The sequence below is a fragment of the Oribacterium sinus genome (assembly GCF_963537195.1).
GTDB classification, from domain to species: Bacteria; Bacillota; Clostridia; order Lachnospirales; family Lachnospiraceae; genus Oribacterium; species Oribacterium sinus_A.
Genome location: NZ_CAUTEG010000011.1, coordinates 13,541 through 36,635, shown reverse-complemented (window position 1 = coordinate 36,635; position 23,095 = coordinate 13,541). Strand labels below are relative to the sequence as shown.

The window sequence follows — 23,095 nt, the reverse complement described above, 5'->3', positions numbered from 1 at the left end:
GAGGAAAAAGAGGAACGGGAGATTTATTTTCCAAAAGGAAAATGGATCAACTTCTTTGATTTTCGAGAGATTGTGCAGGGGGGAAAGAGTAATGTAAAAAAAGTGCCTATTGAGAAGATTCCGGTATATATTAAGGAAGGCTCTTTCATTCCCTTAGAGCTAAACGGAGACTTGAATCTTGGAGAAAGTATGAGTGCCGAAAGGAAAAAAGTACTCCTTGTAGCCCTTCCTGAAGCGGAGAGTCATACAAGCGAGGAGGATTCCGTGAAGCCCTATTTCTTCCGGAAAAAGGAAGGCTTCTGGGAGATTGTCATGCATAAAATGAAAGAGTTTTCGTATCTCATTCTTCCCGGTTTGGCTGATTTATTCTGGAAAGAAGAGGAATTTTCAAAAGGGGAAAGCCGTGTTGTACAATTAAACGGAGAACCCTTAAAGAAGCTTCCTTCCGTGAATGCTCTTCGCTATGAGGCGGGATTCTTCCTTAGAGAAGACGGAGCTCTCGTAATTCGACTTATGCCGGAAGAAGATATTACACTTACTTTGGCTTAGGTTCAATTTTGAAAAGTGAATTAACAAAAATATTTTTTAGGGGATATCATGCAAGAAATGTATGATATCCCTTTTTTATTCATAACGAGTATCGCTCGCAAAGCGTGCGATATCTCGTTGAATAAAAGCTCATTCCAAAAGTGTGTGATATCTGTTCAGAACAAATGTAGAGGAAAGATTGAAAAAATTCGCAGAAAGAAGTGATATGTGAAATATGTATATTTATTTCTGTGTAAATTTGTTATTAATATAGGTTTTATATAAAACCTTTTGCTAAATAGAATGAAAATTGCTATAGTTGAGAAGTAGGGAGGTATGACATCATGAAGAAATCAAAAAAGGGATTCTTCCTATTTATGGCACCGGCTTTGCTTGCCTTTACATTGGTACAATTGATTCCTACGGTGATGGGAATTAGTTATTCTTTTACGGATTGGAATGGTATCAGTAAAGCCAAGCATTTTGTAGGTCTACAGAATTATATAACAATTCTAACAAGTGACTTATCCTTTAGAAATGCATTTATTTTTACCTTTTTATTCTCTGTGTGTGCAGTTATTTCAGTTAATCTAATTGGTTTTATTTTGGCAATACTGGTTACACAAAGAATTAAAGGTGTAAATCTTTTACGTGGAATCTTTTTTATGCCAAATTTGATTGGCGGAATTTTACTAGGTTTTACCTGGCAGTTCATATTTGTACAGGTTTTTGATGCAATAGGAAAAAAGCTAGGTGTTTTGTGGCTTAGGGGATGGCTTACAGACCAGAAGACCGGATTTTTTGGATTACTGATCGTTGTGACTTGGCAATTATCGGGATACATGATGATGATTTATATTGCACAGTTACAGAATATTCCTGAAGAGGTAATGGAAGCTGCAGAGTTGGATAATGCAGTAGGCTGGAATAGAATGCGATACATCATTCTTCCCCTTATGATGCCAGCATTCACAATTGGACTGTTTTTGTCGATATCAAATGCTTTTAAACTTTTTGACCAAAATCTATCTTTAACGGCTGGTGGTCCGGTAAATAGTACGCAGATGCTTGCACTGAATATTTACGCGACTGCTTTCGGTGAGAACAGATTCGGGCTGGCGCAAGCTAAGGCAGTAATCTTTATGATTGTGGTAATGGTAATTTCAGTTATACAACTTTCCATTACGAAGAGAAGGGAGGTTGAAGCATAATGAGAAGTAAACGCATAATAAGTAGAATTTCTATTGCAGCTATAGGCTTTGCTTTAGCGTTGTTATTCATCTCTCCCATATTTATTCTTATAAACAGTTCCTTTAAGTCATTGCAGGAAATCTATATCAATATTCTTGCTTTGCCAAAACATCTATCTTTTCAGAATTACAGTAAGGCTTTTAAAGAGATGGGTTATGTAAAAGCATTTATGAATTCTTTTATAATTACGTGTATTTCCACGGCCTTGATTATTTTGATTTCTTCCATGGCTGCATGGGTGCTTGTTCGGTATAAAACAAGAACCAGTAAAATTCTGTTCCTAATGTTTGCTGCAGTTCAGCTAATTCCGTTTCAATGTGTCATGCTCCCGCTTGTAGATGTTATGAGTAAATTGCATTTGATGAACAGACCCGGTCTGGTTTTTATGTATATGGGCTTTGGATGTTCTATGTCTATCATTTTATTTCATGGGTTTATCAAGAATATCCCAATAGAGCTGGAGGAAGCAGCGATAATAGATGGATGTTCTATGATACAAACTTTTGTAAATATTGTGTTGCCACTGTTGAAAGGAATAATTGCTACTGTGGCGGTAATCAATGTAATGTGGATTTGGAATGATTTTCTACTTCCCTCCCTTGTTATTAATAAGAATGGCATGCAGACATTGCCACTTCGTACTTATTTATTCTTTGGGCAATTTACAAAGAAGTGGGATCTTGCCACCGCGTCACTAATGTTGTGTATGATTCCCATTCTACTGTTTTATTTTAGCTGTCAAAAGTATATTGTGAAGGGCATTACAGCAGGAGTAGGAAAGTAAATCTAATATTTTGAAAGAATCAAAAAAGCTAGAAATTTAAGAAAAAGTTTGAGTTAAACACAGGTGCTTACCGAAGAGTTTTGCCTTGTAAAGAACTTGTGTCAATATAATTTATAAAGTTTAAGGAGGACAATATGGTGAAGAAAAAAGAGGTGGCTGTACTTCTCATCGGAGCAATAGCGCTTGGTATGATGAGCGGATGTAGCGGTAAAACAAGTGAGGGAAGTGCAGAAGGGGATACAGTAACTATTAACTTGTATCAGAATAAATCGGAGATTGCAGATCCTTTACAGAAGGCAGCTGACGCATACACGAAAGAACATCCTAATGTAAAAATCAATGTAGAGAGTATTCAGGGAAATGACTATAACACAAACTTAAAAGCAAAGCTCATGGGAGATAATGCCGTAGATATTTTTGCATTGGGCGACAACATTACAAACATGATGGATTACGTAGAAGATCTAAGCGCAGAGCCATGGGTGAAAAATGCTGTAGATGGAAGTATTGATGATGTGACTGTTGACGGAAAGGTATATGGACTTCCTGTCAGTGTGGAAGGTTATGGATTGGTATACAATAAAGAAATATTTAAAGATGCCGGAATTGATGCATCAACTCTTACCAGTTACGATGCAATCGACAGAGCTTTTGCTAACTTACAGGAACAGATTGATAGTGGAAAACTGAAGGATAAGTATCCACAACTCGAAGCTGTGGAAGATTATGCAGCAAAAGAGACCTGGATTCCCGGGCTTCATACTTTGAATGTTCCTTTGTCTTGTGAATATAAAAGTGCAACAGAACTAAGAAATTCTGATGAGTTGGGACTAAAGTATGCAGATTCTTTAAAGGCATTGCTGGATCTTGAGACAAAATATACTCCCTCAAGAAATGATTTGTCGAAGCTGAATGCAGTGGATTATTCTACAGAAATTGGTGGAGGTCTTGCTATTGAGCGAATTGCGGTTGTACAACAGGGAAACTGGATCGGACCAGAATTAAAAGGAATTGATGAGAAAATCGCAAATAAGATGGGGATGCTTCCTATTCCAACAAAGGGCGTGAAAGAAGACTGTATTTCTGTCGGAATTTCTATTCACTGGTGTGTGAATAAGCAGTCTGATGAAAAAGTAAAAGTAGCAGCAAAGGATTTCTTAAATTGGCTGTTCCAGTCAGATGAGGGAAAACAACTGGTTGTAAATGAGTTGGGATTTGTTCCGGCATTTAAGAATTATGAAGGAATAGAGATTTCCGATCCTCTTTCGCAAGAAGTAAAGAGATATATTGATGCCGGCAAAACAACTTCATGGGTAATGGGCGGCTTTCCTTCCGGATTCGAGCCTAAAGCGGCAGCAGATTTTCAAGGTTACTTTAGCGGAGAATATAGCTTTGATGATATGATTTCTCACTTAAAAGCTGATTTTAAGGAATTAAAGCAAGCACAATAAAAAACAGATTCAGTATCAGAAAGACAGGCACTCATATCTTGAGTGCCTGATGGTATAAATATGGAAAAATACAGACCTAAATTTCATTTTACTGCAGAAAAATATATTATTAATGATCCGAATGGGCTGGTATATTATGAGGGAGAGTATCATCTTTTTCATCAATACAATATACTGGAAGAAATCTACTGGGGGCATGCAGTGAGTGAAGATCTTATTCATTGGAAGAGACTTGAAAATGCCATTGCGCCGGATGAACATGGACAAATTTGGTCGGGAAGTGCAGTGGTAGATGAAGAAAATCATAGACTAGCTGCTTTCTTTACTTACTGTGAACGAGAAACAGAGAGGCAAAGCCAGGGCTTAGCTTTCAGCTATGATAAAGGAAGAAGCTGGGAAAAATATGAGAAGAACCCGGTTCTCACAGAGGAAAGAAAAGATTTTCGAGATCCTAAAGTTTTTCGATATGAAGACAAGTGGATAATGGTTGTTACAGGAGGGGATTGTGTCCTTTTTTATGAGTCAACAAATTTGATTCACTGGAGGCAACTGTCTTTGTTTAGGGGCTCTACGACAGATCATGTAGGAACATGGGAGTGCCCGGATCTTTTTCCATTAAAAGCAGAAAATGCAGGAGCCTGTAAATGGGTTCTTGTAATTAGTATAAATGACGGATCTCCTGCAGGTGGTACCGGGATGAAATATTTTATCGGAGAGTTTGATGGAACAAGTTTTAGACCGGATGAGGAAGGAAAAGAAGGAAACTGGTTAGATTATGGGAAAGATTTCTATGCGGGTGTAAGCTGGAATAACATTTCGAATGGAAGAAGAATTATGATTGCTTGGGCGGATAATTGGCAGTATCGAGATGCATTACCGACTTATCCCTTTAAGGGACAGATGTCTTCCATTAGAGAATTATATCTGAAAAAAATCGGAAATAGCTTCCATTTGCGGCAGCAGCCCATAGAAGAGATGCATGTACTTAGAAAAAACAGCAGGGAAATGCATAAAATGAATATGGGCGCAGGAGAGGAATGGACACTTAAAGATCATGTGGAAGCGTTAGAACTGGAGCTTTCCTATCCGATAAACAGAATCCATTCCGCTATATTCGGGATAAGGGTGGTAACTGGACAAGGGAAACAATTGGAAATTACATTCTCAAAGAAAGAACAATCCTGTACTGTGGATAGAAGAAATGCAGGTATAAATCCACATGAAAAATTTCCGGGAAAGTATAAGTCAAAACTTGATTTTAGCAAAGAATTCCTCACACTAAGACTATTACTGGATGTGTCACAATCAGAACTCTTTGTCAATGAGGGGGAGCTTGTTTTTTCCAATCTTATCTTCCCTGAAGATCTTTATCAGATTAAACTTTTCACCGAGGGTGGAGACCTGGAGATTGAAAAATGTGTTATCTATGACTTGGATGGAGATGTAATTAGCTAGCTTTTTTATAACGAATATTAGTTAGGTCAAAAAGGTGTGAAGGTACACAATGATGATAAAAGAGATTGCTGAGATAGCAGGCGTCAGTATGACTACAGTATATAATGTTCTGCATGGCAATGTGAAGAAAGTGTCAAAAGAGAATACGAAGAAGATTCAGAAGTTATTGGATGAATACCATTATGTCCCTAAAATGGGGCTTCGTGCTTTGAAGAATCACAGCTCAAAAATTATAGGAGTTGTGATTCATTCTTCATGCTACTATGAAAATTCAGCTATCTCAGATACATTTTATAGTCATCTCATTGGTGCGATGGAGGAAGCACTTCGTAAAGCCGGATATTATATGATGTTATATGCGGCAGAAAGTTTAGAAGAGATTTTTCATATGGCACTGGCGTGGAATGTAGACGGACTTATCGCAATCACTTTTATGTACAGAGATTACATAAAGCTGAAAACGCTGGTAAATAAACCGATTGTTGCCATTGATTTGATTGAAAAAGAGAATTCGGATTATGTAAATGTAGGCTTACAAGATAAAAAAGGCGGTTACATTATGACGAAATATCTTCTTGAAAAAGGCTATGAGTCAGTATATGTTTGTGCCAGAAAAAATATAGGAGTTGATCGCGAGCGTTGGTTGGGCTACAGAGAGGCTTGGAAAGAAGCCGGAAAAGAGTTTCTTCAAAATGATTTTCTTTTTCTTTATGAAACGGAGCAGAAAAGAAGTGAAAATTATAAAATGATGGGTAAGTTTATCGGCAAGAAAACAGCGTTATTTTTTCTTGCTGACGTATTTGCGGTTGAAGCAATGCATTATTTTCATGAGTCAGGAATCAAGATACCTGAGGATCTTGGAATTGCAGGTTTCGATGGCAATGTTTTAGGGAAATATTGTAATCCCAGACTGACAACCGTCTACCAGGATGTAGCGGAAAAAGGAAGGATGGCGGTAAAACTAATGATAGATCTTCTGGAAAAACGATTGATTAATGGTCTTGATGTAAGCCGTCCGGTAACACTTATTCCCGGACGGTCGGTATAAGCCTAAAGCTTGACTTTTCCTTCATTAGGCAATAAACTGTCGGTTGAAAAGCGAAGATGGCGCCCAGTACAAAGGGAGAAAAGATAGCCTAGAGAGAGGGACCTTGGCTGAAAGTCCTTTCTATCTTCCCGATGGAATTTTCCCGCCGGAGCTGTTTTTGTGAAGGAGAGTAGCAAAAACCGTGGAATACGTTACATTCAAAATGAGGGTTCGGTTCTTGGTTTAGAAGAAAGAATCGAAAAACAGGGTGGTACCGCGAGCAATCGTCCCTGTCTGTTTGAGAACAGACAGGGGCTTTTTTATTTCTAAAAAAGATAAACTCCAAAAGAGTTCTCAAAAGAAAGCGGATTTCCTTTGTAAAAGGAAGTAAAACAAAGTTCAAAGTGGAAAGGGAAGAGTGTATGGATCATCAAGTATTGCAAGAGATTGTAAAACGGGCAGAGGAACAGATTGCAGGTTCCAAGGATTTGACAGCCTTGAATGACATCAGAGTACAATTCTTAGGAAAGAAGGGAGAGCTGACTGAGGCCAAGAAGCTTTTAAAGGATCTTAGTCCGGAGGAAAGACCTAAGTTCGGACAACTGGTAAATGAAATGTTCCAAAAGGTGGAGCAGAGCATTAAGAGCCATGGAGAAGACCTGGAAAGAAGTCTTCGGGAAGCCAAAATGCGGGAGGAGACTATTGATATTACCCTTCCTGCCAAGAAGATTCGCTATGGTCATCCCCACCCCAATACCCTAGCGCTGGAAGAGGTAGAGAAAATCTTTATCGGTATGGGCTATGAGGTGGTAGAGGGGCCTGAGGTAGAGTATGACAGCTACAACTTTGAGAAGCTGAATATTCCGAAAGGGCATCCGGCAAGAGATGAACAGGATACCTTCTACATCAATTCCAACATTTTGCTTCGTACCCAGACTTCTTCTGTTCAGGCAAGATATATGGAGACCCATAAGCCGCCTATTCGCATGATTTGTCCGGGCAGAGTTTTCCGTTCCGATGCGGTGGATGCCACCCACTCCCCCTCCTTCCATCAGATTGAGGGATTGGTCATTGATAAAAATATTCATTTTTCCGACTTAAAGGGAACGCTGGATTTGTTTGCCAAGGAGCTTTTTGGACAGGATACCAAGACCAAGCTCCGTCCCCATCACTTCCCCTTTACAGAGCCTTCCGCAGAAGTGGATGTGTCCTGCTTTAAATGTAAGGGAAAGGGTTGCCGTTTCTGTAAGGGAGAGGGCTGGATTGAGATTTTGGGCTGCGGTATGGTGCATCCCAAGGTTTTGGAGAGCTGCGGCATTGATTCCAAGGAATACAGCGGTTTCGCCTTCGGTGTGGGCTTAGAGAGAATTGCCTTACTAAAGTATGAAATTGATGATATGCGCCTTTTGTATGAAAATGACCTGCGTTTTCTGGAGCAGTTTTAAGAGTTAGGGGGAAAATATGAATACATCCATGAATTGGCTGAGAGCCTATGTTCCGGGACTTTCCGTAAGCGGACAGGAATTCCGGGATGCCATGACATTGGCAGGAAATAAGGTAGAAACCATGGAGGATTTGGGGGAGAATCTGGAAAAGATTGTTACCGGAAAGATCCTTTCTTTGGAGAAACACCCGGATGCGGACAAGCTCTCCATTTGTCAGGTAGATATCGGAAATGAACAGATTCAGATTGTTACCGGTGCACAGAATATGAAGCAGGGAGACGTGGTCCCTGTGGTTTTGGACGGGGGCAAGGTGAAAGTTGCCCATGACGGTAGTAAGCCTAAGGAAGGTGTGGAAATCCGTGCCGGAAAGCTAAGGGGCGTTCCCTCTAACGGTATGATGTGCTCCATTGAAGAGCTTGGAGGAGAGAAGAATCTGTTTCCGGAAGCACCGGAGAGCGGTTTATACATTTTCCCGGAAGGGACTCCGGTGGGAGTGGATGCGGCAGAACTTTTAGGCCTTCGGGATATTTTACATGAGTATGAAATTACCTCTAACCGTGTGGATTGCTTCTCTGTACTTGGTTTGGCAAGGGAAGCGGCGGCAACTTTTAAGCAGGCTCTTCAGTATCCAAAGGTTGAAAAGCTTGGCAATCAGGAGGATGTTTCTTCTTATCTTTCCGTGGAATTAAAGTCTCCGGAGCTTTGCAAACGTTATACCGCAAGACTGATTAAAAATGTGCATTTTGCTCCTTCCCCCCTTTGGATGCAGATCCGTCTTCGTACCGCAGGAATTCGTCCCATCAACAATTTCGTGGACATCACCAACTATGTGATGCTGGAGCTGGGACAGCCCATGCATGCCTTTGACTACGACACCATCAAGGGACATAAAATCATTGTGGAAAGAGCCAAGGAAGGGGAAAGCTTTACCACGCTGGACGGCGTAGAGCACGAGCTTAGCGACAGTATCCTCTGCATTAAGGACGGGGAAAGAAGCATCGCCTTGGGAGGAATCATGGGAGGAGAGAATTCCATGATTACCGATCAGGTGAAGAATGTAGTTTTGGAGGCGGCTTGCTTTGACGGTACCAATATCCGTCTTTCCGGAAGAAAGCTGGGACTTCGTACGGATGCTTCCGCTTACTTTGAAAAGGGCTTGGATCCAAACCTTTGCGAAATGGCTATGGATAGAGCTTGTACCCTCATTGAAGAGCTGGGAGCCGGAGAGGTAGTGGGAGGAATGTTGGACTGCTACCCTGTAAAGCGGGAGGATACAAAGCTCACAGTTTCCGTATTTGATATCAACAATCTTTTGGGACTTTCTCTTTCCGGAGAGGAAATGAAGAAGATTTTGACTGCCTTGGAGATTTCCGTAGAGGTAAAGAACGGCGCAAATGGGGAGGAGCTTTCCCTTCTTATTCCAAGCTTTAGACAGGATTTGGAGAGAATGGCGGATATTGCGGAGGAAGTTGCCCGTTTTTACGGCTATGACAAGATTCCCAGCACTCTGCCAAAGGCAGTTACTGTTGGAGGCAAGGCCAAAGATTTACAGTTAAATCAGAAGCTTCGTCATTTGGCAGAGGCTTTGGGTTATTCCGAGAGCTATTTCTATTCCTTTGAGTCCAAGAAGGTTTATGAGAAGCTTTTATTCCCTAAGGACGCTATGGAGTGGCAGCAGATTACCATTGCCAATCCTTTGGGAGAGGACTTCTCCGTAATGAGAACCAGCTCTGTACCGGGAATGTTACAGGCATTAAGCCTAAATGAGCATCACAAGAATAAGAATGCCAAGCTTTTCGAAATGGCTAAAATTTATATTCCCAAGGCTCTTCCCTTGACAGAGCTTCCGGAGGAGAGAATGACCTTAACCCTTGGATTTGCAGGAGAGGGTGACTTCTTCAGCTTAAAGGGAGAGGTAGAGGAGCTGCTTCGTCAATCCGGCTTACAGGGTAATTTCCACTATGATAAAGATTGCGAAAAGGCATTTTACCATCCGGGAAGAAAGGCAAATATTTCTTACGAAGGGAAGCTTTTAGGCTCCTTGGGAGAAATCCATCCGGAGGTATTGCAGAACTTCGATATGAAGGAAAAGGCCTATGTGGCTATTCTGGATTTAGAGACTCTATATCCTCTGTCCGGAGACTTTAGAAAGTATAAGCCTGTGGCAAAGTTCCCGGCGGTTACCCGTGATTTCTCTCTCTTGGTACCGGTAAATGTGATGGCCGGCGACTTGGAGGATGCTATCCGAAAGGGAGCGGGAGAGCTTTTGGAGAAGATTGAGCTTTTCGATATCTATGTGGGAGCACAGGTACAGGAGGGTTACAAGTCCATGTCCTATAAGGTCAGCATCAGAGCCAAGGACCACACCCTTACAGAGCAGGAGATTGTAGGATGTACCAATAGTCTTTTGAAGGCTTTGGAGGAGAAGGGTGCAAGACTGAGGGATGCATAAGCCCTAGCCTCGTAGTTATATAATGAAATAAAGATACGCAAAAAGCCGAGGGGGATTTCTCGGTAGACACGCTTTCGCTAACTTTGCTTACGTAGCGGTACTAAGCTCGAACTTCGCTTTGCTCGTTCTTGCTAAGTACCGACGAGCTCAGATTGTCTACTTCAAAATTCCCATCGGCTTTTTGCTTTGCCAAATCTATTGAAAAACTGCTACGGTATGGCTTATAGCACAAGACTAAAGGGGATTCTTTGGTATACATGCCTTCGCTAACTTCGCTTTCGTAGCGGTACTAAGCTCGAACTTCGTTTCACTCGTTCTTGCCAAGTACCGACGAGCTCAGATTGTCTACTTCAAAATCCTCCATCGGCTTTTTGCTTGCCGAATCCATGGTGAAAATCTATTGAAAAACTACTGCGTTATGGCTTATAGCACAAGTCTAAAGGGGATTCTTCGGTAGACTTCATCTCTTGAAAAGCTTGGGAACTCGTGCTAAAAATATTCTGTTGAGTCTTATTGGAAGGAGTGCTTATGGATATTTACGGAAAAAAGAGAAATGAGTTACTGGCAGAGACGGTTATTAAGGGCTTAAAGTCTCGAAATATGACAGGCTATTATGCCAAGGACAAGGAAGAGGCTTTGAAGCTTGCTTTGGATCTGATTCCCAAGGGTAGCAGCATTTCCATGGGCGGCTGTATGAGTGCTATGGAGATTGGCTTGGTGTCTGCCTTAAAGGAAGGGGAATACAATTTTATTGATAGAAGTCAAATGGAGCCAAGGGCGGCACTGCTTGCGGCCTATGATGCGGATGTTTTCTTAGCCAGTGCAAATGCCATGACGGATGATGGAGTTCTGGTAAATATTGACGGGAATTCCAATCGAGTATCCTGTATTGCTCAGGGACCGAAGAAGGTGGTGTTTATTGTGGGGATACAGAAGATTTGTCCTGATCTGGATAGCGCTATGAAGAGAGCCAGAAACGTGGCGGCTCCCACCAATACCCAAAGGTTTGATGTTAAAACACCCTGTAAGGTAACGGGAAAGTGCTCGGATTGTAAATCTCCGGATACCATCTGCTGTCAGATTTTAATTACCCGCTTTTCTCGCCATACAGATCGTATTCATGTGATTTTGGTGAATGAGGAATTGGGATTTTAGACTTCGGCGAAATTTTGTTGAAGTGTTGTTAAGAATGTTTTTCATCTAGCTACATTATAATACTTTACTTTTACGCTCTCATAATATGGAAGCGAAAGCGTAAAGGTAAAGTAGAATAATTCATTATAAGCAATATTTATTATAAAAAAGCTACTATAGGAGTTCTGAACTGCCACAAAAGTTAGAGTTCCTACAGTGGCTATTTTTTTATCTTTAAAGTTTATGGGAGGATATTATAGTTACAATTCACCATATTATAACATTATTATTGTATTATTAACATAAATAAAGTTATAATACGTTTTAGTGGTTATGGAGGAATGAAATGGAGTATATAGAGCGGATACTTGATATAAAAACAGAATATAAGGATTGGGAAGATAGAAAAAAAATACCATATTTTCTAACAGATCGCTATTCTTTTAAAAAGGCAAAGTTGGATGAAACAAATTGTCTCTTCATGTATATAAAGGGAAAAATGGAAGATATAGTTTCAGTGAAAAAGCATGTACAAAAACTTGCTGAAATAGTGAATATTCCTGTGGTTTTAGTGCTTGATGAATGTCTACCCAGACAAAGGGAAAGCTTAATAAAGGCAAGAATTCCCTTTGTGATGGAAGGGACGCAGATATTTCTTCCTTTTATGGGAGTAGCATTGCAAGAAAAATTTAGCAAAAGAATGTTAGCTCCTAGAAAAATCAGTCCTGCGGCACAGGTTTTATTTTTATATTTCCTATATAGTGGAAAAGAGGAGATTAGTCTCAGCGAGCTGTCAAATCATCTATCCTATTCATTGATGACTATCAGTAGAGCTACAAAACAGCTGGAAGATGCCGGAATTATTAAAAGCCATAAAAGAGGTGTTAGCAAGTTTGTTACTTCGGAATTTTATGGAAAAGAATTATTTACAGTTGCAGAAAAAGTTTTAATATCTCCGGTAAAGAAAAAGTTGTATATTGAAAGAAAAGATTTGAAGGATGAATTCTTAAAGGCTGGAATTTCCGCATTATCAGAATATTCCATGCTAAGTCCTTCCAAAATAGAGACTTATGCTACTATGCAATTTTATGGTAATAGCTATGAGTTTATGACGGACATAGATAAAGAAATTCAGCTGGAAATATGGCATTATGATCCAAAGCTGTTTGGAATGAAGGGGAAGATAGATGCTCTTTCCTTGTATTTAAGTTTAAAGGATAATGCGGATGAACGCATACAGATTTCTCTTACTGAAATGATGGAAGAATTTTGGAGGAAGAAATAATGATTCCCACGAAGGGAATCATTAAAAAAGATATCTCTGAATTTTTATTAAAGATGGAAACTGAAGAACTGGATACAAAACAGTTAGGTCTGCGACAGAGTAAAGAAGAAATCATTAGGCGTTTAAAGAACTGTTACTTAAGAGATGATAGAGGAGATTTGTAGATTCCCTATCTGTTCTCTATACTCTGATATTCGCCTTTTTGAATTCCTTTTCCAATTCCCTTCTCTGGGCCTTTTTCTTCATATCTTCCCGCTTATCATAAAGCTTTTTACCACGGCAGAGTCCCATGTTCAGCTTTACAAGACTTCCTTTAAAATAAAGGGAAAGGGGCATAAGAGTGTAGCCCTGTTCCTTGATTTTCCCCAGAAGTCTATGGATTTCCTGCTTGTGCAGCAGAAGCTTTCTATCCCTTAAGGCATCCTTATTGAAAATGTTGCCCCGCTCGTAGGGATTGATATGCATGCCTACCACAAAACATTCCCCGTTACGAATCTGACAAAAGGCCTCTTTAATGGAAGCCTGGCCCAAACGAAGAGACTTTACTTCGGTTCCGAAAAGCTGAATTCCGCATTCAAAGCTTTCCTCCACAAAGTAGTCGTGAAAGGCTTTTTTATTGTTGGCGATTTGCTTAATGCTTTCCTTAGTCAAGACTATTGCCTCCTTCTGCATCTTCCGGGTAGTAGGGAAGAAAATCAATACTTCTGCTGAGAGTGTCCACGGCATAAACGGAAATCCACATGGAGTCTCCCATATGGAAGGACTTTCCGCTTGCCTCGCCCCTAAGACTGATTTCCTCCTCATTGAAAATGTAGTAGTCCTCTGTCATAAAGCGAAGAGGAATCATGCCTTCAATGCTATTCTCTAATGTAACATAAATGCCATACTGGGTTAAGCCGGAAATTCTTCCCGGGAAGACTTCTCCCAAGAAGTTCTTCATGTACTGGCATTTTTTCAGCTTCATGCAATCCCGTTCCGCTTCCTCTGCTCGTCTTTCTCGAAGGGAGCTTTGAAGAGCCACCTCCGGCAGAATCCGCTCATAATGCTTTCGCCGTTTCTCATTTTCCTGATAGGCGATATTTTCCTTAATGATACGATGAATCTGCAGGTCGGGATAACGGCGGATGGGAGAGGTAAAATGGCTGTAATACTTACTGGCCAGTCCAAAATGTCCCTCCGGTTCCGTGCTGTACTTGGCTTGCTTTAGGGAACGAAGAATCATGCTGCTGAGCATGGCTTCCTCCGGTTTTCCCTTCAATTTGGAAAGCACCTCCTGCAAAGCCTTAGGTCTAAGGCTGTCCGGATCCTTTGCCTTTAAAATGTAGGAAAAGGAGGAGAGAACATGGGAAAGATTCTGCCATTTTTCCCAATCCGGCTTTTCGTGAATACGATATAAAAAGGGGATATCCCGCCAGTAATATTCCTCTGCCACGGTTTCATTGGCAATGAGCATGAATTCCTCAATAATCTTATGGGATTCTTCCCTTTCCTCTGCACAGATTTTGGAAATATTTCCATTTTCGTCAAAGTATACCTTGGATTCGGGAAAATCAAAGTCCAAAGCTCCTCTGGCCATTCTGGACTTTCGAAGAAGCCTTGCCAGTTCTCGCATTTTCGTAAGAAGCTCTTGGAAAGGCAGGTAAGAAAGCTTTTCCTCCGGATCCTCCCATTCCTTATCCTCTAAAAGCGCCGTAACCTTGTTGTAGGACATCCTTTTATCGGAGCAAATGACGGAGGGAGTGATTTCGTGGGAAAGGGGGCGACCTTCCCGGTCAAAGTCCATGATACAGCTAAGGCAAAGTCTGTCCACACCCTCATGGAGGGAGCAAATACCATTGCTTAAAGCCTTTGGCAGCATAGGAATTACCCGATCTGTCAGGTAAACGGAGGTGCCTCGCTCCAATGCCTCCAAATCCAGAGCACTTCCTTCCTTCACATAGTCGCTCACATCCGCAATGTGCACATAAAGGCGGTATTCTTCCTTCTCCGGAAAATATTCCAAAGAAATGGCATCATCCAAGTCCTTGGCATCCTCACCGTCAATAGTGATGGTTGTTAGCTTTCGAAAATCCTTTCGTCCCGGCTCCTTAGCCTTTTCAGGGGAAACCGTATTGGGAAGCTGATTGGCCTCCAAAAGTACATCCTCGGAGAATTCTTCCGGTAGGGAGAAGGATCGAATCACGGAAAGCACATCCATTCCGGGATCATTTTTATTTCCTAAAATCTCCTTTACTTCTCCAACAGGGTAGGAGAGAAGAGGACTGATTCTTTTCCGGGGAATTCGACCTCGAGGTGCCTTGTTCTCCTTGGAAGGACCATAGGAAAGGATTTCTACCACAACCTTATCTCCGGGAACAGCACCCTTATCTCTTCCCGGGGAAATCAAAATGCAATCCGGAAGCTTGGGATTATCTGGGGAAAGATAGAGGCCTTCCCGCTTTTCCTTTACAAGTCCCAGCACTTCCTTGTTGGCACGTTCTAAAACCTTGCTGATTTTTCCCTCGGCCTTACTGCCGTTTTCCGCCCTTTTTGTAAGGATGACCTTTACCAGATCGCCGTCCATGGCATTGCCGCTTTCCCCCTTGGGAATATAGACTTCTTCTTCCTTTTCGCTTAGAGAAACAAAACCGAAGCCTCGCCTGCTGGCATGAAAAGTGCCCTTTTGGGAAAAACTTTCCGCCCTGCTGTATTTTCCCTGCAGGGAAATGCCGATAACGCCCTCTTCCTGCATCTCCAGAAGAAGCTCCTGAAAGGCTGCCTTTTCTTCTTTTGGCACACCAAGAAAGAAGCAAAGTTCCTTTTCCTTCATGGGGTGATAGCTTGGATCCTTAATCAGATCCAATATAATTTTCTTTAACTTATCCCTTTGCTCTTCCCGCATTTTACTCCTTTTATTCTTTAATTCCTTTTATGGTTTACAAGTATTTTCTGTGAAAATTTGAGGAACTGTCTGAGGAATTGCATGAACTCTCATTTTCTTGCCAACGCTCACCTTTGATTCGCCTGTTGCTTATCTTTGGATATGAGAAAAAGCCTGCATAAAATGCAGGCTTATCATACAGAGGAAATAAACTTACCAAATAATGTCCAGCGCCAATGCAACTGCGAATAAAGCAAAAGCGGCAAACTTAGTAAACTTCTCCAGGTTTCCTTCTACGGAACGACCTCTATTCTTCTGCCAATAGCTGTCTGTGGTACCGGAGAGAGCACCTAAGCCCTGACTCTTTCCCTCCTGCATCAGAATAATGGCAGACAATGCTAAGCCCAGCAATACAAATACAATAACCAAAAAAATCTTCATGGAAAACCATTCCTTTCAAATTTACATACGGACTGAGTATAGCATGATAGAGATAGGCGAGGCAAGTATTTTTTATGGAAAAACAGTGCTGAGACTTTATGGAAAAAAATCACTAAGGCTTAGCTATAAACTTACAAATCGGATTTCCTTTGGAAGAGAACTTCTCCTCATATTCGGTCATCACATTTCCCTTATTCAGGACAGGATCATGGTGTAAATCTCTTGTATTTGCCAGAATCTGCCAGTGACATTCCTCCAAGCTTTCCAAGGAATAGCTAAATAGGTCTTGATTATCGGTCTTCATTTCCACGAAGGCATCTTTTGCCAGAATTTCTTTGTAAATCTTTAAAAAGACAGGACTGCTAAGTCTTCGATTTGCCTGCCTTTTTTTTGGCCAGGGATCGGAGAAATTCAGGTAGATTTTTCCGATTTCCTCAGGAGCAAAGACATCTGCCAAAAGTCTGGCATCTATACTGATGTAGAAAAGATTTGTGAGAGTAAGCTCAGGCTCCTGTTTTTCCCTTCTTTGAATCGCTTTCAGTAAAACGCTGTCATAGCGCTCAATGCCGATATAGTTAATCTCCGGATTTCTTTTGGCCATTTCAAAGATAAACTGTCCCTTGCCCATACCGATTTCGATGTGCAAAGGATTGATATTTCCAAAGAGCTTTTCGGAAAAAGCTCCCTTGTACTGTTCCGGATTTGATAAAACATAGTGAGAATTTGCCACAAAATCTTCGGAACCGGGGATATGACGTAAACGCATAGGTACTCCTTTATAAATGGGGTTGAATTAGGGGAGGGAAAGCAATATCGAAATGTTAGAACAAACATGAAAACAGATCTTCAAATTTTAAAGAAAAAAGCAAGCTTGATTAAATCTTTAGCATCACCTGGAAAGAATGCGAGCATTCTTTCCGCATTGCGTAGGACAAGGCGGTGCAGTCGGAAATGCTTGCATTCCCGCCTGCGCCACCTTTGTCCTACACAAAAATGTGCGGAGCACATTTGGTGATGCTTGGTAAAGAAGCAAATGAACACCGTGCAGTATTCAAAACTCGTTATCTATTTGCTTAAAAGTTCCTTGAACTTCCAAAAACTCTTAAATTATTTATCTTGCCAATTTCTTCTTTATCCATGATTTTTACTGTTTTTTTATACCTTACCGGCTCTCCTCCTAATCAAAATTAAGATTTTCTTTATAGGATAGGAACAGTGCCTATGGTATCATAGAACAGCGTTTTCATCTATAGAAATAAGAGGTACAAAAATCTATGCAAGATCATATACGGAATTCAAAATTATTCCATAGAGGACTTTCTCTTGTCTTAGTAGCCGGGCTATTAGGGCTTACTGCTTGTGAGAAGAAGCTTGGTGCAGAGGAGCAGGCTGCTTCTTCTTCGGATATTGTCTTGACAACGGAAGCAGAGTCGGAAGGTGTGATGGCTATTGCGGCTCTCGGCTTAAATGCCAATGTTCTTCCCTCTATTGAAGGAGTTACCATTGACGGGCAGGCAGAGGACTTAGCACCGGTTAATCTTACCGTAGGTGTAATTAATTCTGTTGTTAAGGATTTGCAACAAAGATTGATGAACCTTGGTTATATGGAGGAGGATGAACCGACTACCTATTACGGAGATGCCACTTCCAAGGCCGTGCAGTATTTCCAAAGACAGACAGGACGGAAAATGGACGGTATTACCGGCGTAGACACCTGGGATGCCTTGATGTCGGAATCCGCCCCCCATTATGCGGCAAAGCTTGGTTTTCAGGGAGACGATATCACCAAGATTCAGTACCGTTTGTATAACCTGGGATATCTTACGGAAAGCGGTCAGATTAACGGAACCTTTGATCAGGATACGGAAACTGCGGTAAAGAAATTGCAGGAAGTTAATAAACTGACGATAGACGGAACAGTGGGCCAGACCACTTACAATCTTCTATACTCCGATGAAGTAAAGGCCAATATTATTGCGCTCGGAGAACAGAGCGAGATAGTAAAAAAATATCAGAATCGTCTGATTGCATTGGGATATCTTTCCGGAGAGGCGGATGGGAATTTTGGACTTAGTACGCAAAATGCCATTCGTGCCTTCCAGTCCAGAAATGACCAGGTAGTGGACGGCTACCTTGGCCCGGATACCAGAAGTCTTATGGACTCTGAAAATGCCAAGCCCTTCGGTATGCGTCTTGGCGAACAAAGTGATGATGTAAAGAATATGCAAAATCTTTTGGTAAAATACGGCTATCTTTCTCAGGATAAGGCCTCCGGCTATTTTGGAGAGCTGACAAAAGATGCAGTTATTGCCTTCCAGTCTGTGAATGGTTTAGGAACGGACGGAACCGCAGGAGCCAAAACATTGCAGCTTCTTCAGTCCGGTACAGCCAAGTCTAAACCAAAGCCCAAAGCAAAGGCAAATACACCAAGCCGTGGCAATAGAGGCGGTGCAGCCGGAGGAAATTCCGCTCCGGCAGGAAGAGGAGATACCGGCTCAGGTGGAAGTGTTTCTTCCGGTGTGGGAGGCGCAACAGTTTCCGGTTCTGCAGGATCTTTGATTTCCATTGCGTCCTCCAAAATCGGTTCTCCCTATGTATGGGGAGCCAAGGGTCCGAATTCCTTCGACTGTTCCGGTTTTGTGTACTGGTGTTTGAACCAGGCCGGCGTGGGAACTTCCTATATGACCTCCTCCGGTTGGAGAAATCCGGGACGATTTAAGAAGGTAAGTATGGGAGAATTACAGGCAGGAGATATTGTGGTGGTACGAGGACACGTAGGCATTTATGCCGGAGGCGGATCCGTTATCGATGCATCATCCTCCAATGGCCGCGTGGTGCACAGAAGCCTATCCGGCTGGTGGGCCAATAACTTCATAACCGCATGGAGAATCTTCAGCTAACAGCAGTTCAGGCCTGTAAAGAGGGAAACCTGATTCCGCAGGAACTGGCGAGAAACTGGGGAAGAGAAGAATTTTAAATCAATAAATGAAGCGATAGATGCAGTGTGGGTCTGAAATAAGGGGTAATCTGAGCCCGTCGGTACTTGCGGCGATCCGACCAAGTGAAGGACTATAAAAACCAATAAAAGCAGCGATAGATGCAGTACAGGTCTGTAATAGGGGCAATCTGAGCCCGTCAGTACTTACTGAAAGCGAGCAAAGCGAAGCTTGAAGTTAGTACTGCTACGAAGGCGAAGTTAGCGGGAGCGTGCCCCAATTACAGACCTGTACTGCATCGGAGCGTATTTTCTTAATTGCTTACAGAATTCCAATAGAAAGACTGGACGAAACGGCATTTTTCCCTTATCTTTAAAGGATAGGAAAAGAGATAGCAAAAGGATAGTCAGTACATTCCTTTTTTATACAATATCCACCCGAAGGGAGAGACTTATGGGAAAGAAAACAACGTTGGTAATCATGGCTGCGGGATTGGGCTCCCGTTATGGTGCGGGCATTAAGCAGTTGGCAAAAATTGGTCCCTATGGAGAGATTATCATGGATTATTCCGTGCATGATGCCCTGGAAGCAGGCTTTGAAAAGCTGGTTTTTGTGATTCGAAAGGATATTGAGGCGGACTTCCGGGAAATAATTGGGAAGAGAATCGAAAAGATTGCGGACGTAGATTATGTTTTTCAGGAAATCACGGCACTGCCTGAAGGATTTTCTGTGCCGGAGGGACGCACAAAGCCCTGGGGAACAGCCCATGCATTAATGCAGTGCAGAAAGCAGGTACAGGGACCCTTTGGAGTGATTAACGCGGATGATTTCTACGGAAAAGAGGGCTTTCGCCTAATCAATGATTTCTTACAGGCAGACAGAGTGGATTCCGGTATGATGGAAATGTGCATGGCAGGCTATCATTTGGTAAATACCCTTTCCAAGTACGGTTCTGTAAATCGTGGAATTTGTCAGGTGAGTGCAGAAGGCTATCTTCAGTCCATTTCCGAAACCTACAATATTGAATGCAAGGAAGACGGCATTTTACGAGGAGAAAATCAACAGAAGAAAGTTGTGGAGCTGCAGGAGGATGCCATTGCTTCCATGAATATGTTTGGACTTCCGGAGCATTTTCTGGATGTACTGATTGAAAAATTCCCTTCTTGGTTGGAGAAATACGGCAAGGAAGCAAAGTCTGAGTATCTGTTGCCCAGAGAGGTGGATTGCCTGATGAAGGAAGGAAAGGCCAGAGTAAAGGTTTTAGAGGATCATGACCGTTGGTTCGGTGTGACCTATCAGGAAGACCGTGCATTGGCGGAAGAAGCTTTACGGGAATGTATTGCAAAGGGCTTATATCCGGAACAATTATATCGCTAAGGGAGTATATTCGGAGCAGTTGTATCGCAAAAGGGATACATCCCAAAGTTATATTGCTAAAGGAATGTATCCGGAGCAGTGATACCGTTAAGTTAAGATAGGGAGTAGGCTTTGGCGGATCGGGAAAGAGAATCAAGAAAAAGGAAATTAAAGCAAAGGGTCATCATAGGAAGTAAGGCGGAAGAAGGTCTTGAAGAAGAGCTGCAGGAAGAAGGAAGAAGGGCAGAAGACAATCCGTTTTCTTTAACTGCGAAAAACTTTTGGCTTCCTTTTTTGTTGATTCTTTTCTTTCTTTTTGCGGTAGGCTTTTTCTTTTACGGAAGAAGGCGTTTTGGACAAAAAGAACTTCTATGGAAGGATAGTCTGGAAGAAGGCAAGGGAGCAGAGGAGGAATACAGCTATTTTCCTTACCGGGATGGGGTAATCAAACTCAGTAAGGACGGAGCGAAGTATGTTTCTTCCCAGGGAAAGGTGCTTTGGGATCAGGCCTTTGAAATGGGACGAGCTCTGGTTTCCGTTTCCGGAGATTATGCTGTCGTCGGAGAGCAGGGCGGCACCAAGCTGTATATATTTTCTTCCCAGGGACTTAGCGGGCAGGGAGAAGCTCCCAGTACCATAGAAAAATTACGGATTTCCGAAAAGGGTGTAGTTTATGCGCTTTTGTCGGAGGATCAGGGAACCTATATCACGGTATTTTCCAGGGAGGGCAAAAATCTGGACATCGGCATCAAGTCGGTGATGTCGGGGGACGGTTATCCCATGGATTTATCCGTATCTCCGGATGGGACGGAGCTCTGTGTGGCATTTGCCCATTTGGAGCAGACCGCTGTGAAATCCAGAGTGGTTTATTATAATTTTTCTTCCTTAGGGAAAAATGCCGGTGCTGACCGAGTGGTTGGAGGCTTTACCGATGATTTTTCCGGGGGTATTGTAGGAAGAGTGCATTTTTTTACCGATGAGGAATCCTTTGCGGCGTATGACGGGGGCTTGGCTTTCTTCTCCACGAAAGTAAGAACCAGTCCGGAGCTGAAGAAGAAGGTGGAAATTCCGGAAACGATTCGGATGATTTCCTATGACAATAACTATCTTGCAGTTCTTACGGATCAAAGAGGCGAGACTCAGGAGGATGGGGGAAAATCCGGAGGTAAAGAGGGCGCAAAGGGCGGCAATACTAAAGACCCGAAGAAAAAGAAACAAAGTCCTGTAGCAAGTGGAAGTACCCTTACGGAAAGCAAAGAGAATTCCGGTAAAGAAAAGAAAAAGACGAAAGTCTCTTCCGGAAGTAAAAAGAAAAAGCAGGAAAAACCCTATAGACTTTTGATTTTCCGAAAGACCGGAGAGAAAATTTTGGATAAACCCATAGACTTTATGGGCAACAACATGGAGTTAAGTCAGGATAAGGTAATTCTCTATCAAGAGAAATATTTTAAAGTTTATGATTTTCAAGGCAGACTGCGTTATAATGGGGAGACCGAAGAAGGTTTGCAATATATTCGTTCTTTGTCAAAAATTCAGTTCGGGGGAACGGATTTATTCTTGGCATATCGAAACAGAGAAGAAGCTATTCGGGTAAAATAGAAAAAGCTTCAGCTATGTGCTTTTAGAAATATTCAGAAGAGTAAGGTGTGTAGCTAGCTACAGAGGAGGGGTAAGATGAATCAATATTGCGTAGGCATTGATGTAGGGGGAACTTCCGTAAAATGCGGTATCTTTACCTATAACGGCGTACTGTTGGACAAATGGGAGGTGCTCACCAGAAAGGCGGAACAGGGAAAGTATATTCTTCCGGATGTGGCTGAGGAGTTAAAGAAGCATTTGGCGGAAAAGACCATTGCCTATGAGGATGTGGCAGGAATCGGGATCGGTGTACCGGGACCTGTAGAGCCGGACGGACATGTGCCTGTTGCGGTAAATCTAGGCTGGAAAGACATTTATCCGGCAAAAATCATGAGAGAGCTGATGGGCGGAAAGATTCCCTGTGCAGTAGGAAATGATGCCAATGTGGCGGCCCTTGGAGAGCTTTGGCAGGGAGGAGGAAGAGGTTTCTCCGATATGCTGATGGTAACTTTGGGAACCGGCGTAGGTGGCGGTTTGATTCTGCATGGCAAAATTGTTACCGGCGCTCATGGTGCAGGAGCGGAAATCGGACACATCCATGTGCGGGATGTGGAGGGAGAACGTTGTGCCTGCGGCGGCATGGGTTGTCTGGAGCAGGTGGCTTCCGCTACCGGAATAGTGAAGGAGGCAGAGCGTTTTCTTCGGATGTTCAGAGATCCTTCTTCTCTTCGTATCTATGGAAAAGCCCTTACCGCAAAGATTGTTTGTGAAGCGGCTAAAGAGGGAGACATTCTGGCCAGCACAAGTTTAGAATGCAGTATGCGTTATCTGGGAATTGTTTTGGCACAGGTTTCCATGATTGCGGATCCGGAGGTTTTCGTTATCGGTGGGGGCGTTTCTCGAGCAGGAGACTTCCTCTTACAGATTATTAAGAAGCATTACGAGGAGCACACACCGATTTTAAACAAAAAGGCGGAGCTGATGCTGGCTAAGCTTGGAAATGATGCAGGAATTTACGGTTGTGCAAAGCTGATGCTGGATAAGGAATAGTTTTCTCTATAAATAGGTATAAAATAGAAATGCTTTGAATGGATATCGTCTAGCGGAAGTAA

Annotated in this window: 18 protein-coding genes, 1 pseudogene and 1 other annotated feature; of the genes and pseudogenes, 15 read left to right on the top strand and 4 right to left on the bottom strand. The window is 42.3% G+C overall.

The window, feature by feature from the left end:
• The 11 genes and pseudogenes from RYL27_RS02725 to RYL27_RS02675 all read left to right on the top strand — a co-directional run.
• Positions 1-549, top strand: a pseudogene (locus tag RYL27_RS02725) (TIM-barrel domain-containing protein); the annotation flags it as partial.
• Between the two features lie 323 nt (positions 550-872).
• The gene (locus RYL27_RS02720) at positions 873-1,739 is read left to right on the top strand and encodes a carbohydrate ABC transporter permease (protein ID WP_304070443.1); all 867 of its coding nucleotides are present in this window, start codon (positions 873-875) and stop codon (positions 1,737-1,739) included.
• Complete coding sequence (locus RYL27_RS02715) at positions 1,739-2,563, top strand: carbohydrate ABC transporter permease (protein ID WP_304070445.1); 825 nt, start codon at positions 1,739-1,741, stop codon at positions 2,561-2,563. Before RYL27_RS02720 ends, RYL27_RS02715 begins: the two co-directional genes overlap by 1 nt.
• Positions 2,564-2,697: 134 nt before the next feature.
• On the top strand, positions 2,698-4,014 hold the full coding sequence (locus RYL27_RS02710; protein WP_314965064.1) for an ABC transporter substrate-binding protein: 1,317 nt from the start codon (positions 2,698-2,700) through the stop codon (positions 4,012-4,014).
• A 60-nt stretch (positions 4,015-4,074) separates the two neighbouring features.
• On the top strand, positions 4,075-5,469 hold the full coding sequence (locus tag RYL27_RS02705; RefSeq protein ID WP_314634204.1) for a glycoside hydrolase family 32 protein: 1,395 nt from the start codon (positions 4,075-4,077) through the stop codon (positions 5,467-5,469).
• Positions 5,470-5,518: 49 nt separating this feature from the next.
• Positions 5,519-6,517, top strand: a complete 999-nt coding sequence (locus RYL27_RS02700) for a LacI family DNA-binding transcriptional regulator (RefSeq protein ID WP_314634201.1) — start codon at positions 5,519-5,521, stop codon at positions 6,515-6,517.
• 44 nt (positions 6,518-6,561) lie between these two features.
• Positions 6,562-6,791 (top strand) — a binding site (T-box leader).
• A 127-nt stretch (positions 6,792-6,918) separates the two neighbouring features.
• Complete coding sequence (gene pheS / locus RYL27_RS02695; RefSeq protein WP_314669978.1) at positions 6,919-7,941, top strand: phenylalanine--tRNA ligase subunit alpha; 1,023 nt, start codon at positions 6,919-6,921, stop codon at positions 7,939-7,941.
• A gap of 16 nt (positions 7,942-7,957) precedes the next feature.
• On the top strand, positions 7,958-10,393 hold the full coding sequence (pheT, locus tag RYL27_RS02690) for a phenylalanine--tRNA ligase subunit beta (RefSeq protein ID WP_314965060.1): 2,436 nt from the start codon (positions 7,958-7,960) through the stop codon (positions 10,391-10,393).
• A 528-nt stretch (positions 10,394-10,921) separates the two neighbouring features.
• Positions 10,922-11,548, top strand: coding sequence for a lactate utilization protein (locus tag RYL27_RS02685; RefSeq protein WP_314965058.1), 627 nt, complete (start codon positions 10,922-10,924; stop codon positions 11,546-11,548).
• A 325-nt stretch (positions 11,549-11,873) separates the two neighbouring features.
• Complete coding sequence (locus RYL27_RS02680; RefSeq protein ID WP_314965056.1) at positions 11,874-12,812, top strand: winged helix-turn-helix transcriptional regulator; 939 nt, start codon at positions 11,874-11,876, stop codon at positions 12,810-12,812.
• Positions 12,812-12,976 carry a hypothetical protein gene (locus RYL27_RS02675; RefSeq protein WP_314965054.1) on the top strand — a complete coding sequence of 55 codons (165 nt, stop codon included), beginning with the start codon at positions 12,812-12,814 and terminating at the stop codon, positions 12,974-12,976. The genes RYL27_RS02680 and RYL27_RS02675 overlap by 1 nt, the downstream gene beginning before the upstream one ends.
• Positions 12,977-12,992: 16 nt before the next feature.
• On the opposite strand, the gene smpB is transcribed toward RYL27_RS02675, so the two are convergent.
• The 4 genes from smpB to trmB all read right to left on the bottom strand — a co-directional run bounded on the left by smpB (position 12,993) and on the right by trmB (position 16,879).
• A complete protein-coding gene (gene smpB / locus RYL27_RS02670) occupies positions 12,993-13,463 on the bottom strand; it encodes an SsrA-binding protein SmpB (protein ID WP_040648663.1) in 471 nt (156 codons plus the stop codon).
• Positions 13,456-15,693 (bottom strand): ribonuclease R, encoded by a 2,238-nt coding sequence (gene rnr / locus RYL27_RS02665; protein WP_314965052.1) that lies wholly within the window; start codon positions 15,691-15,693, stop codon positions 13,456-13,458. The genes smpB and rnr overlap by 8 nt, the downstream gene beginning before the upstream one ends.
• 192 nt (positions 15,694-15,885) lie before the next feature.
• A complete protein-coding gene (gene secG, locus RYL27_RS02660; RefSeq protein ID WP_183681356.1) occupies positions 15,886-16,113 on the bottom strand; it encodes a preprotein translocase subunit SecG in 228 nt (75 codons plus the stop codon).
• 112 nt (positions 16,114-16,225) lie between these two features.
• The gene (trmB, locus tag RYL27_RS02655; RefSeq protein WP_314965050.1) at positions 16,226-16,879 is read right to left on the bottom strand and encodes a tRNA (guanosine(46)-N7)-methyltransferase TrmB; all 654 of its coding nucleotides are present in this window, start codon (positions 16,877-16,879) and stop codon (positions 16,226-16,228) included.
• A gap of 508 nt (positions 16,880-17,387) precedes the next feature.
• Between trmB and RYL27_RS02650 the strand changes: the two genes are divergently transcribed.
• The 4 genes from RYL27_RS02650 (at position 17,388) to RYL27_RS02635 (ending at position 23,033) form a co-directional block, all read left to right on the top strand.
• Positions 17,388-19,013 (top strand): C40 family peptidase, encoded by a 1,626-nt coding sequence (locus RYL27_RS02650; RefSeq protein ID WP_183681362.1) that lies wholly within the window; start codon positions 17,388-17,390, stop codon positions 19,011-19,013.
• Between the two features lie 489 nt (positions 19,014-19,502).
• Positions 19,503-20,426, top strand: coding sequence for a nucleotidyltransferase family protein (locus RYL27_RS02645; RefSeq protein WP_314965048.1), 924 nt, complete (start codon positions 19,503-19,505; stop codon positions 20,424-20,426).
• Between the two features lie 111 nt (positions 20,427-20,537).
• On the top strand, positions 20,538-22,004 hold the full coding sequence (locus tag RYL27_RS02640) for a DUF5711 family protein (RefSeq protein WP_314965046.1): 1,467 nt from the start codon (positions 20,538-20,540) through the stop codon (positions 22,002-22,004).
• 75 nt (positions 22,005-22,079) lie between these two features.
• Positions 22,080-23,033 (top strand): ROK family glucokinase, encoded by a 954-nt coding sequence (locus RYL27_RS02635; protein WP_007156694.1) that lies wholly within the window; start codon positions 22,080-22,082, stop codon positions 23,031-23,033.
• The last annotated feature ends 62 nt before the right edge of the window (positions 23,034-23,095 follow it).